Below are 12,718 nucleotides of genomic sequence, written 5' to 3'. Positions count from 1 at the left end.
GGATCGTGACAGGGAATCCGGCGAGCACTCGCAGCGGGTTGCATAAACATTCGCATTGATGCATACTCTTCCCATGTCCAAGGTTCTCACCTCCCTGCCCGCCGGCGAGCGCGTCGGCATCGCCTTCTCCGGCGGACTCGACACCTCCGTCGCGGTCGCGTGGATGCGCGACAAGGGCGCCGTCCCGTGCACCTACACCGCCGACATCGGCCAGTACGACGAGCCCGACATCGCGTCGGTGCCCGGCCGCGCGAAGGCCTACGGTGCCGAGATCGCACGCCTGGTCGACTGCCGTGCGGCGCTGGTCGAGGAGGGCCTGGCCGCGCTCGCCTGCGGCGCGTTCCACATCCGCTCGGGCGGCCGCGCCTACTTCAACACCACCCCGCTGGGCCGCGCCGTCACCGGCACGCTCCTGGTGCGGGCGATGCTGGAGGACAACGTCCAGATCTGGGGCGACGGCTCGACCTTCAAGGGCAACGACATCGAGCGGTTCTACCGGTACGGCCTGCTCGCCAACCCGCACCTGCGGATCTACAAGCCCTGGCTGGACGCGGACTTCGTGACCGAGCTCGGCGGCCGCAAGGAAATGTCGGAGTGGCTGCTCGCCCACGACCTGCCCTACCGGGACAGCACGGAGAAGGCGTACTCCACCGACGCCAACATCTGGGGCGCCACCCACGAGGCCAAGACCCTTGAGCACCTCGACACGGGTGTCGAGACCGTCGAGCCGATCATGGGCGTGCGGTTCTGGGACCCGTCGGTCGAGATCCTCACCGAGGACGTCACGATCGGCTTCGCCCAGGGCCGCCCGGTGACGATCAACGGCAAGGAGTTCGCCTCCCCGGTCGACCTGGTGATGGAGGCGAACGCGATCGGCGGCCGCCACGGCATGGGCATGTCCGACCAGATCGAGAACCGGATCATCGAGGCCAAGAGCCGGGGCATCTACGAGGCCCCGGGCATGGCGCTGCTGCACGCGGCGTACGAGCGCCTCGTGAACGCGATCCACAACGAGGACACCCTCGCCCAGTACTACAACGAGGGCCGCCGCCTCGGCCGGCTCATGTACGAGGGCCGCTGGCTGGACCCGCAGGCGCTGATGGTCCGCGAGTCGCTCCAGCGCTGGGTCGGCTCGGCCGTCACCGGCGAGGTGACGCTGCGGCTGCGGCGCGGCGAGGACTACTCGATCCTCAACACCACGGGTCCCGCGTTCAGTTACCACCCGGACAAGCTCTCGATGGAGCGCACCGAGGACTCCGCGTTCGGTCCCGTGGACCGGATCGGTCAGCTCACGATGCGCAACCTCGACATCGCCGACTCGCGCGCCCGCCTTGAGCAGTACGCCGGTCTCGGCATCGTCGGCACCGCGCACCCGGAGCTGATCGGCGCCGCCCAGGCGGCGGCGACCGGCCTCATCGGCGCGATGCCGGAGGGCGGAGCGGAGGTCATCGCCTCGCGCGGCCAGGTGTCGGGCGACGACGAGCTCCTGGACCGCGCGGCGATGGAGTTCGGCACGGACTAGCGCTCCGCGGAAAGCGGGGTTCTTCGTCCGCGCCATACCTCTCGGTCCGCTCCTCTCGGGGAGCGGACCGACGTGTTTCATTCGTCGAGCAGCAGCCGTCGTGCGGTGAGTGCGAGCCGGGCTCTCAACAGGCCGGCGGGATCGGTGAGTTCGATGCCCAGGGTCTTCCCGATCAGCTCCAGCCGGCGGGCGACGCTGCTGTGGTGCAGATGGAGCAGGTCGGCGGCCCTGCGCAGGGAGCCGGTGGCGCAGTACGCGTCCAGCGTCTCCAGATCCTCCGGGTTGCCGTTGCCGGCGAGGCGTGTGATCGCGGCCACGTCGGCGTTGTCGCGCGAGACGTCCCGCGGGATCTCGGCGAGGAGGGCGAGCGCCCCCAACTCCTCGTAACCGACGACGGGTTGGCGCTCGCTGGTGAAGCGCAGTGCGGTACGCGCCTCGCACCACGAGCGGCCGGGACTCTCTGCGGCGCCGACTCCCGCGCGTACGCCGGCCGGAAGCCGGGCCACGTCGACGCTCGCGGCCAGGATGACGCCCACGTCGCCGAGCGGTGCCGCCTTCACCGGGCGCGCGGGGCACAGCAGCCCGCCGATCTTGTCGAGCGGAAGGTGCGAGCGTACGGCGACGACACGGACCGGCACCTCGGCGGCGAAGCCGAGCAGCCGCAGGGCCCGGGCGCGGGCCGCCTCGTCGCTGTCCGAGCTGACGACCAACTCGACGAGAGCGGGGTCGGCCATGGTGGTGCGGGCCGGGCCGTAGCGTTCGACGGCCGCCGCGACGGCGATGGAGAGCCGTTCGAGCACCATGTCGTCGAGCGGCCCCGGCACACCGGGCCGCTCCAGCCACACCGTGCCGATCTCCTCCTCGTCGAGGGTGATCGGTGCACTGCTGGACGGCGTTGGTGGCGGGGCGGTCGCCCCCGTACCGTCGGGCGCGAAGCGGACCGCCCGCCCGGTGCCGTGCAGCCGGATCCCGGCCACGCATTCGGCCAGGCCCGCCGAGGCCCGGGCGAGCGCCGGAAGATCGACGCGTCGGCGCATCAGCGTGTCGTAGAACATGACGACGCGGATGGCGCCCTCCGCCGCGGAATCCACCTGCGACAGCCGTATGACCAGTGCCTCCATGACACCTCCCCGACAGGAGGGTAAGCGCCGAACGGCGCGCGATGAGGACCCGATGCCCGACGCCCGGCGGATGCTCCCGGCGGCGGGCCGGACCGAGGATGGTCCGCATGGAACACACACTGGATCCCGAACTCGAAGCATTCATCTCGCTGTTCCCCCGCGCCGACCTGACCGACCCGGTCAAGGAGCGGGTGAACTTCGCCGCGCTGGCCGCCTCGGTGCCGGCGCCGGACACCTCGAACCTGGACGTCGAGGACGTCATGGTGCCCGCCGACCCCCAGGTGCCGGTACGGATCTACCGTCCGCGCGAGGCGCAGGGCACCCTGATCTGGCTGCACGGCGGCGGATTCGTGATGGGCGACGTGGAGACCGAACACCCGTGGGCCGCCCGCATCGCGGAGGCCTCCGGCGCGGTGGTGATCTCGGTGGGCTACCGCCTGGCCCCCGAGAACCCGTTCCCGGCCGCGCCGGACGACGCCTATGCCGTACTGACCTGGGCGGCCGGACACGCGGCCGAACTCGGCATCGACCCGGAGCGGATCGCGGTGGGCGGCCACAGCGCCGGCGGGGGCCTCGCGGCCGCGATCGCACTGCGGGCGCGTGACGAGCAGGGCCCGCGCATCCGCTTCCAGCTGCTCAACCAGCCCGGCCTCGACGACCGCCAACAGACTTGGTCAGCAACGGAGTTCACCGACACGCCCTGGATGAACCGCGACAAGATCACCGCATCGTGGCGCCACTACCTGGGCTCCACACCGGCCTCCCCGTACGCAGCCCCGGCCCGCGCCACCGACCTGACCGGCCTGCCTCCCGCGTACGTCGCGACAGCGGAGTACTGCCCGAACCGCGACGAGGACATCGCCTACGCGCTGCGCCTGCTGCAGTCGGGGGTGTCGGTCGAACTGCACCAGTGGCCCGGCACGTTCCACGGCTCGCAGGCGGTTCTTCCGGCGGAGGTGTCACAGCGTCAGTTGGCGGAGCTGGCCGCGGTGTTGCGCCGGGCGCTGACGAAGTGACCGCGCCAACCGCATGGGGAGCCCACCCTGCCGGCCGGGGGCGCGGGGGCGGGCCCGCCTACTGCGGCTGGTTGCCGTGTTTTCGCTGCGGCAGCTCCGCGTGTTTGGTCCGCAGCATGCGCAGGGAGCGGATCAGTACCTCGCGGGTGGCGGCCGGGTCGATGACGTCATCGACGAGGCCGCGCTCCGCCGCGTAGTACGGGTGCATCAGCTCGGCCTTGTACTCCTTCACCATCCGCTGGCGCATCACCTCGGGGTCGTCCGCCTCGGCGATCTGGCGGCGGAAGATGACGTTGGCCGCGCCCTCGGCGCCCATCACCGCGATCTCGTTGGTCGGCCAGGCGTAGGAGAGGTCGGTGCCGACCGAGCGGGAGTCCATGACGATGTAGGCGCCGCCGTAGGCCTTGCGCAGGATGAGCTGGACGCGCGGGACGGTGGCGTTGCAGTAGGCGTACAGGAGTTTGGCACCGTGCCGGATGATCCCGCCGTGCTCCTGGTCGACGCCCGGCAGGAAGCCGGGGACGTCCAGGAAGGTGAGGAGCGGGATGTTGAAGGCGTCACACATCTGCACGAAGCGGGCAGCCTTTTCTGACGCGTGGATGTCCAGCACACCTGCCGACGCCTGGGGCTGGTTGGCCACGATGCCGACGCACTGCCCGTCCATCCGGGCGAGCGCGACGATCACGTTGGGCGCCCACCGCTCGTGGACCTCCATGTACTCGCCGTCGTCCACGACCTCGGCGAGCACCTCCCGCATGTCGTACGCGCGGGAGCCGTCGGAGGGGACCAGGTCGAGGAGCGCCTCACAGCGGCGGTCCGCCGGGTCGTCGGCCACTGCCTTCGGGGGCATCTCGCGGTTGTTGGCCGGGAGCAGGGAGAGCAGGTAGCGGACCTCTTCCAGGCAGGTCTCCTCGTCGTCGTAGGCGAAGTGGGCCACTCCGGAGACCTCGGCGTGCACATCGGCTCCGCCGAGGCCGTTCTGGGAGACCTTCTCGCCGGTGACGGCCTGGACCACGTCCGGTCCGGTGATGAACATCTGCGCGGTGTCGCGGACCATGAAGACGAAGTCGGTGAGGGCCGGGCTGTAGGCGGCGCCGCCCGCGCACGGGCCGAGCATCACGCTGATCTGCGGGATGACGCCGGACGCCCGGGTGTTGCGGACGAAGATGCCGCCGTATCCGGCGAGCGCGGTGACACCCTCCTGGATCCTGGCTCCCGCACCGTCGTTGAGCGACACGAGCGGGGCACCCGCCGCGAGGGCCATGTCCATGATCTTGTGGATCTTCTGAGCGTGCGCCTCACCGAGCGCGCCGCCGAAGATCCGGAAGTCGTGTGCGTAGACGAACACGGGACGGCCGAACACGGTGCCCCATCCGGTGATCACGCCGTCGGTGTAGGGCTTCTTGTTCTCCAGGCCGAAGCCGGTGGCCCGGTGCCGGCGCAACGGCTCCACCTCATGGAACGAGCCCTCGTCGAGCAGCAGGGCGATCCGCTCGCGTGCCGTCAGCTTGCCCTTGGCGTGCTGGGCCTCGGTGGCTCCGGCGCTCGGGCCGGCCTCGGCCTGTTCGCGGATTCCGTGCAGTTCGCTCACCCGCGCGCGGGTGTTCTCCGCCGTCGGCACCTGTGCTCCTTCAGCCGTGGAAGTGGTTGGTGAGGGACAGCCCGGAGCCCGAGTCCCGGATCGTGACGAGGTCCCCGTCGCGCAGTTCGACCCCGTCCTTGTGCGAGCTGATGCAGGACCCGAGCAGGAGGTACACGACCATCCCGGGGTGGAAGACCCCGCTGCGGCGGAACAGGAGCCGCTCCATCAGGCGGCGGGAGTAGAGGAGGGCCTGGGTTCCCAGTTCCCCTTTCCGCTCCCACAGCAGGGAGCCGTCCCGCTCGACCGTCGCGCCGACGGCGCTGGAGGCGGGGAGGTCTTCGAGTATCACCTCGGGGGACAGGACGGAGGGGTGCAGTTTCGAGAGGTTTGCCAAGTTGCGATGGGCGTGCCGCAGCCCAGCGTCCGAGAAGTCGTTGGCCAGGGTGTGCCCGAGGTAGACCGCCTCACCGCGCTCGTTCACGCAGTAGATCGCGCAGTACTCGACCTCGATTCCGCCGCCCACCACCAGAGACGTACCGACCAAGGGCTCGCCATCCGTGATCAGCAGTTCACCAGGGCCTTTGTGGTAGAAATCCAGCTTTCCCTTTTCCACCTTGGTGTCGTTCACCGAGGTGTGCGTGTATCCGAAGCTGTAGACGGCGGACATGCCGGGCGACGCCGGAAGGAATGGCACGCCCTCCAACTGCCGTGTTCCACAAGGGACTTCATTACGATCACCGACCTGGCCGGCCAGGAAATCCGTCCACGTGGAACCACTGTTGGCGAAGGCCACGGCGAGTTCGTACGTTCCGGAAAGGGGCTGTGCGCCGGACGGTCCGGCGGCCGGGGTCCGGCTCGCGCCGGACAGGGTCAGCACGCTCCGGGCACCCTCGCCGGGAGCGTCCACCGAGTTGGTCATGACGACTCACTACCTCCGTCTTGGGTGGCCTCGCGGTGGGGAGCCAGCCGGTGAAGCCGACTCCCCATAGCTCGACCGAGGGGCGGGCTCGGTCGGATCACTTCTTCTCGAACACCTTGAACAGGTTGCCGCCGACCCGGAGTTCGCGCAGTTCGACGAGGGAGTCGGGGCCGTCAGCGGCGCCTTCGAGGCTGCGCACGTCGACGACGAGCAGTCCGCCCTGGTGCAGGGGACGCTGCAGTTCCGCGAGCGGCACCGCGGGCGCGTGCCCGTCGTGCTCGGCGACCACGAGGTCGTAGCCGACGCGCTTGTTGTAGTGCAGGACCCCTGCGGTCTCGACCGGGAGGTCCAGTCCCGCCAGGTCGGACCTGACGCGCGTCCGCCGGTTCTTGTGGTCGTTGGCCCACTGCAGCACGTACGGCGTCAGGGCCTGCGAGTCCGTGACGACGTCCACGCGGCCGGCGGCGAGCGCGGACACGAGGCGCAGCGAACTCGGCTGCACGACAAGGGCCTTGCGGCCGTTGCCCGTCACGTCCCGGACGGCCTCGCCGAACTCGGCGGTGTCGCCGTCGGCCCCGAGCAGCGCGGTCACGTTCTTCGCGTAGACCTTCAGCCAGTCCTGGTCGACCCTGGCCCAGTCGGAGATCCGCAAGACCTCTTCGACGGTGAGGCGGTACTCGCCGAGCAGGAACGCCTTGAAGGGCTGGTACGACAGGATCCGGTCGTGGTCCCCGACGATGGAGTAGTCGCCGACCCAGCTGTTGATGAAGGACCGGGTACCGACGATGCCGCCCAGGCCGATGTAGTCGCTGTTCCAGCCGACCATGGCGTCCCGGCCGACCCAGGCGTAGTCCCGCAGTGTGATGCTCGGCTGGGTCGTCATGGAAACGGTGCGCGACCCGATCGAGGGCCTGCCGTACGCGCCGTGGTCCTGGCGCAGGAGCAGGCTCCCCGGGGACAGCCAGGCGCCGTCGCCGATGGTGATGTCACCGCCGGCGTTGATGCCGCTGCTCTTACCGAACCGGACGTAGCGGCCGATGTTGATCCGGGGTATCTGGTGGCCTTCGAAGGCGTACTGGTGGTCGGCGTGCGGGGCGCTGAAGTAGGCGCCTCCCTCGAAGTGGGTCGGCAGGATCCAGTGCTGGCCGGCGCCTTCCTTGACGAGCAGCGGGTCCCCTGAAGTGTCGACCGAGAAATGCCCGTCCGGGAGGTTCAGTTCTGCACCCAGGTTCTCCAAGGATTCCTTGACGAGACGTCCGAACTCCAGCTGCTGCTGTTCGTTGCCTATTTTCGACGACTGCTTCCGCAGTTCTTTGAGGGTTGCCGCGTACCGGACGACGGGATATGGCTTCGAAGTGGCCGGCGGGGCCAGCCTCCCCGGAAGTTCCTCCGCGCTGACCCGTTCCACGGTCGTATTCGGGTCGAAGTAGTCGGACTTGTTCACTTGGCCTCCCCGTGACTGACTGCGAATAACTCTTCAGGATCGTTCTGCCAAAAACCGAATGCTGCCTACATCAGGCTCTTCTGAAGAGCGGGGAAACTCAAGATATTCCGTTCTAAGTTTTCGCTAGGTCTCCCTCGTTGAACGTCAAGTGGTCCCAACGAGGCGGAGTTGTGTGACACAGCTCTCAAAAACAGGAGGGGAGTCGACTCAACCCTCTTCGGAGAGTGCCACACGACAGAATCCCATGGCACGGGTGGAGATCACCCGTGCCACGGGATGTCCGGGTTCACGTTTCGATGGGGCCGTGCGGCGGCTCAGGCGCCGAGCAGACACGGCTCCTGGCGGAGAATTCGGGCCAGTTGGTCCTGCATGCCTGGTCCCGGCTCGACGCCGAGTTCCTCCGAGAGCCGACGCCGGACCCGGTGGTAGACATCTATGGCGTCGGCCTGGCGCCCCGAGCGGTAGAGCGCGAGCATCAACTGCTCACTGAACCGTTCCCGCAGGGGGTAGCGCGAGGTCAGGTTCTCCAGTTCCGGGACCAGTTGCTGATGCAGTCCCATCGAGAACTGCGCGTTGATCAGCATGCCCTGCGCCATAAGACGGGTCTCGTCCAGATGGGCGGCGGCGGTCCGGCAGGTGACGCCGTGGCCGACGTCGGACAGCGCCTGGCCCCGCCACATGCCGAGCGCCCGGGTGAGTACGGCGACCGCCCGCTCGGCGTCGTCCTCGGCGCGCACCGCCATGTCCTTGACGGTGCGCGCGAAGCGGACGGAGTCCACGTGCTCGGGATCGATGTCCAGCAGATAGCCGGCATGGGTGGTGCGGATGAGTTCCCTGGCCTGCGGCGCCCGCGACTGCTCCACCAGAGTGCGCCGCAGCCGTGCGATATGGCCCTGAAGGGTGTTGTACGCCGTGCGGGGCGGCCGGTCGCCCCACAGTTCGGCAAGGAGCACCGAAGGCGAGACCGCCTCGCGCGGGCTCAGCGCGAGGGTGGCCAGAACAGCCCGTAGTTTCGTCCCGGGTATTTCTGTGTCCACCTTGGTTAATGTGACCCGGAGAGATCCGAGGATCTCTACCTCCATGCCGTCCCCCGCCCACATGTCAATTTCACCTCGCAAGTGTGAAGCTCTTGTGCAGTTCTCGACTCATGGTCGACGGCCGCGGTCCTGACACCTCGGATTCATCGCGCGAGGACTCACTACATGCGCGCCCGAGAGGGTGTCAGCGTGTGGCTGCCGACTTGTTCCGCAAAAAAGAGAAGCCCATTCTGTTTCACTCAGAAGAGTAGGTTGAGAGAGTCGTTGGATGATGCACACGATTCAGGTCGAGTCTATCCATAGGCATCCCACGGAGGTCCATAGCGATCTGCCGAGTGGTTAAGCGACTTCCATCATTCAAGCCACGGTCGCGCGTTGGGGGGCGCATTTCCCCTCCGGTACGCCGTGCGCGAGGACCAGCTTGAGGAGAAGCACGACGGGGAGCCAGCTCAGACCGTCCGGGCCGGGCAGCAGCGGCGAGAGCATCGCGCCGACCGCGACGGTGGCCAGGGCGATCGGCCGCTGCAGCCGCTCGGGTGCGGCCCCGACGGCGACGGCTCCGGCGAGCGCGAGGCCGTACCAGAGCACTCCCCACCACCAACTGCCGCCAGGGAAGAGGAAGCCGACGAGGATTGGCTGGATGTGGAGCCCGGTGAATCCCACCGGGTGGTGTACAAAGCGGATGCTCCGCGGCGTGTCCGCGGGCAGCGGCGAGTGGTAGAAGCTCTTGGCGGTGTCGAGTCCGTTGGCGACCACTCCGCCAACCAGGTCCCACACCAGCGAGAGACCGAGCAGCCACTGCCACCAGGCCCAGCCCGCATGGCGGTTGGCCACGGTCACGGCCAGCGCGCCGAGAGTCGCGGTCGCGTGGGCCAGGAGTTTCTCGGTGGATGTGGCGCCGGTGCCGAACAGCCAGTCACGCCTGTTCGCTTCCATGGCTCCTCCGTCGCTTGGCTCTTCGGGGGCGTACCGCGGGTCTCGCTCGCAAGGGGGTGGCGGCCGGCCGCTCCGGGGGACGAGCAGCCGGCCGCGGTTCTCAGGGCCGGTCGCGTGCCGGCGGGGCGGCGAGGAACGCGGCGAAGGCATCCAGCACCGCCTCGACGTCGAGCTCGGGGTCGAGGATGCGGTGGATGAGCAGCCCATCGACCATCGCCACGAGCAGCGTCGCGGTGCCGGGGGGTGCGTCGGGGAGGTGTTCGGACAGCCAGCCGGACAGCTCGGCGCGTGCCGCCGCGAGGCTTTCGCGCATGACGTCGCCGAGCGCGGGCTCGCGCTGCGCGCCCGCGATGAGTTCGATGGTCAGCCGTGACATCCGGCTGTCGGAAGGCTCGGCCAGCAGCTGTCTCAAGAGGTCGAGGGCCTCCTTCACGCCTCCGCTGCCGAGCAGATCGGTGGTGATCGCGCCGAAGACCAGCCCGCAGGCCCGCTCGGCGATGGCCACCTTCAGCTGGGGAAGTCCGCCCAGATAGTAGTGGATCAACCCGAGGTTCGCCCCGGCCCGTTCGGCGGTGGAGCGCGTCGTCACGGCCGGCCAGCCGCCCTCGATGAGGAGGGCGAGACCGGCGTCGACCAGCTGCTCCCGGCGGCGCAGTCCGCGAGGTGAAATTAGTCGGTCGACTTGATTAGTCATACGACTAATATAGCCTCGGCGTACGGATCTGTCATCGGGCCCGTGCACCACTCCGGGCCTTCCTCGCACTGGGGGAAACACATGCTCACCCGACTGGCGTCCCTCGCGTTAGAGCGGCGCCGCCTTGTCCTCACCCTCGCCGTCCTGGGCTTCGTCCTCATCACCGCGCTCTGCGCTCCGGTGATGGGGATGCTGTCGGCGGGCGGCTACGACGACCCGAAGTCCGAATCGACCCTGGCCGCAACGTCGTTGCGGGAGCGCTTCAACGCCGGCGATCCGAACTTCATCCTGCTGGCAACACCCGACCGGTCCGTCGACGACCCTGCCGCCGTCGAAGCCGGCCGCGCCCTCACCGCGAAGCTCAAGGGTGAGGACGGCGTCGCCTCCGTCACGTCGTACTGGGGCGAGGGGACCTCGCCCGACCTGCGCTCCAAGGACGGCCGCTCCGCGCTGGTGCTCGCCCGCCTCAGCGGCGACGAGAGCGCCGTCGAGAAGGCCGCCAAGCGCATCGCTCCCCAAGTCACCGGCGCGCAGGGCGCGTTGCGCGTGACGTCGGGCGGCGCCGCCGAGTTCAACCGGCAGGCCAACGACCGCGTCGGCGTCGACCTCACCAAGGCCGAGGGCATCGCGGTGCCCATCACGTTGGTACTGCTCGTCGTGGTGTTCGGCTCCGGCATCGCGGCCCTGCTCCCGCTCGCCGTCGCCGGGGTGTCCGTGGTCGGCTCGCTCGCAGTGCTGAGGGTGATCGCCGGGTTCACCCCGGTGTCGGTGTTCGCGACCAACCTGACCACCGCCCTCGGGCTCGGACTCGCCATCGACTACTCACTGTTCATCGTCAGCCGCTACCGCCAGGAACGAGCCCTGGGCCGGGAGACCGCGGCGGCGCTGCGCACCTCGCTCGTCACCTCGGGCCGCACCGTCCTGTTCTCCTCCCTCACCGTGCTGCTCTCGCTGTGCGCACTCCTCGTCTTCCCGCTCTACTACCTGCGGTCCTTCGCGTACGCGGGCATCGGCGTGGTCGTGTTCGCCATGATCGGCTCGCTGGTCGTGCTGCCCGCGCTGCTGGCCGCGATCGGGCCGCGGATCGACCGGTTCGACCCGCTGGCCAAGGTGCGCGGGCGGCGGGCCGAGCGGGCCGCGGCCAACCCCGGGCACGGGGTGTGGCACCGCCTCGCGACGGCGGTGATGAAGCGCCCGTGGCCGGTGCTCGTCGTGGTCGTGCTCGGCCTCGCCGTGCTCGTCCTGCCGTTCGCCAAGGCGTCGTTCGGGCTGCCCGACGACCGGGCGCTGCCCAAGGACATGGCGGCGGCCAAGGTCGGCTCGGCCATCCGGGACGACTTCCCTGCCCTGGCCGGCCAGGGGGTTCAGGTCACCCTCACCGGCGGCAGGCCGGACACCTCCCAACTCGGCTCGTACGCCGAGAAGTTGTCCGAGGTTCCCGGTGTCGCTCGGGTCGACACGGCCACCGGCAGCTACCAGGCCGGACGGCGGTCGGCGCCCGCCGTGCCGGGAGCCGAGGCGATGTTCACCAAGGACGGCGACGCCTGGCTGTCGCTGACCAGCAACGCCGAGGCCTACTCCCGCTCGGGCCAGGACATGGTCACCGACGTCCGGGCCATCACGCCTCCCGCGGGTGCCACGGCCCGGACGGCCGGACCGGCCGCCGCGTACAGCGACACCCTGGACAGCCTCTGGTCCGCGCTGCCGTACGCGGCACTGATCATCGCCGTGACCACCTTCGTCCTGCTCTTCCTGTTCACCGGCAGCGTCCTGATCCCCGTCAAGGCGATCGTGCTGAACCTGCTCAGCCTGACGGCCACGTTCGGCGCGATGGTGTACGTCTTCCAGGACGGCCATCTCAAGTGGCTGGTGGGCGACTTCACCAACACCGGGCAGATCGACGTGACCATGCCGATCCTCATGTTCTGCGTCATCTTCGGCCTGTCGATGGACTACGAGGTCTTCCTGCTGTCCCGGATCCGCGAAGAGTACGACCGCACCGGCGACAACCGGACCGCGGTCGCGGCGGGTCTGGAGAGCACCGGCAGTCTCATCAGCGCCGCCGCGGGGCTGATGGCGATCTTCTTCATCGCCCTGATCAGCGTCGGCTTCACCCCGGTCAAGGTGCTCGGACTCGGCACCGCCCTCGCGATCGTGACGGACGCCGTGATCATCCGTGGTCTGCTCGTGCCCGCGTTCATGCGTCTGGCAGGACGGGCCAACTGGTGGGCACCCGGTCCGCTCCAGCGTCTGTACGAACGCCTGGGATTCAGGCACGACGAACCCCCGGCACCCGAGGAAGCGGCACTGCAACCGGCCGCCCGCTGAGCCGGACACAGGGAATTTACGGTCCGCCGTCCGGTGCCGCGACAAGGCGCCGGACGGCGGACCGGCCGTTTTCCGGCAGGGGCACAGCGAAATTTCAGTGCCCTGTCAGGAACTCCTGC

The 12,718-nt window shown here is 69.1% G+C and carries 10 protein-coding genes; 3 read left to right on the top strand and 7 right to left on the bottom strand.

Annotation, left to right across the window (positions count from 1 at the left end):
- Positions 1–73 precede the first annotated feature (73 nt).
- Positions 74–1,522: an argininosuccinate synthase gene (gene argG / locus ABD346_RS30980; protein ID WP_344379378.1), complete on the top strand. Its 1,449-nt coding sequence runs from the start codon at positions 74–76 to the stop codon at positions 1,520–1,522.
- A gap of 77 nt (positions 1,523–1,599) precedes the next feature.
- Here argG and ABD346_RS30975 read toward each other — a convergent pair whose 3' ends face one another.
- Positions 1,600–2,643: a helix-turn-helix domain-containing protein gene (locus ABD346_RS30975; RefSeq protein WP_344379377.1), complete on the bottom strand. Its 1,044-nt coding sequence runs from the start codon at positions 2,641–2,643 to the stop codon at positions 1,600–1,602.
- A 107-nt stretch (positions 2,644–2,750) separates the two neighbouring features.
- Between ABD346_RS30975 and ABD346_RS30970 the strand changes: the two genes are divergently transcribed.
- Entirely contained in the window at positions 2,751–3,659 is a 909-nt protein-coding gene (locus ABD346_RS30970; protein ID WP_344379376.1) for an alpha/beta hydrolase, read from the top strand.
- Positions 3,660–3,717: 58 nt separating this feature from the next.
- On the opposite strand, the gene ABD346_RS30965 is transcribed toward ABD346_RS30970, so the two are convergent.
- From ABD346_RS30965 to ABD346_RS30940, 6 genes are all read right to left on the bottom strand, one after another.
- Positions 3,718–5,280 (bottom strand): acyl-CoA carboxylase subunit beta, encoded by a 1,563-nt coding sequence (locus ABD346_RS30965; protein WP_344379375.1) that lies wholly within the window; start codon positions 5,278–5,280, stop codon positions 3,718–3,720.
- A 10-nt stretch (positions 5,281–5,290) separates the two neighbouring features.
- Positions 5,291–6,160, bottom strand: coding sequence for a hypothetical protein (locus ABD346_RS30960; RefSeq protein ID WP_344379373.1), 870 nt, complete (start codon positions 6,158–6,160; stop codon positions 5,291–5,293).
- A 97-nt stretch (positions 6,161–6,257) separates the two neighbouring features.
- A complete protein-coding gene (locus tag ABD346_RS30955) occupies positions 6,258–7,604 on the bottom strand; it encodes an acyltransferase (protein ID WP_344379372.1) in 1,347 nt (448 codons plus the stop codon).
- 314 nt (positions 7,605–7,918) lie between these two features.
- Positions 7,919–8,641, bottom strand: a complete 723-nt coding sequence (locus tag ABD346_RS30950; protein ID WP_344379371.1) for an AfsR/SARP family transcriptional regulator — start codon at positions 8,639–8,641, stop codon at positions 7,919–7,921.
- A 357-nt stretch (positions 8,642–8,998) separates the two neighbouring features.
- The gene (locus ABD346_RS30945) at positions 8,999–9,577 is read right to left on the bottom strand and encodes a hypothetical protein (protein ID WP_344379370.1); all 579 of its coding nucleotides are present in this window, start codon (positions 9,575–9,577) and stop codon (positions 8,999–9,001) included.
- Between the two features lie 100 nt (positions 9,578–9,677).
- Positions 9,678–10,271 carry a TetR/AcrR family transcriptional regulator gene (locus tag ABD346_RS30940; protein WP_344379369.1) on the bottom strand — a complete coding sequence of 198 codons (594 nt, stop codon included), beginning with the start codon at positions 10,269–10,271 and terminating at the stop codon, positions 9,678–9,680.
- Between the two features lie 81 nt (positions 10,272–10,352).
- Here ABD346_RS30940 and ABD346_RS30935 point away from each other — a divergent pair, with 81 nt between their 5' ends.
- A complete protein-coding gene (locus ABD346_RS30935) occupies positions 10,353–12,599 on the top strand; it encodes an MMPL family transporter (protein WP_344379368.1) in 2,247 nt (748 codons plus the stop codon).
- Positions 12,600–12,718 lie beyond the last annotated feature (119 nt).

The sequence above is a fragment of the Streptomyces mauvecolor genome (assembly GCF_039532965.1).
Lineage (GTDB): Bacteria > Actinomycetota > Actinomycetes > Streptomycetales > Streptomycetaceae > Streptomyces > Streptomyces violascens.
The sequence above is the reverse complement of the archived record's forward strand: the minus strand, read 5'-3'. Positions and strand labels throughout refer to the sequence as shown.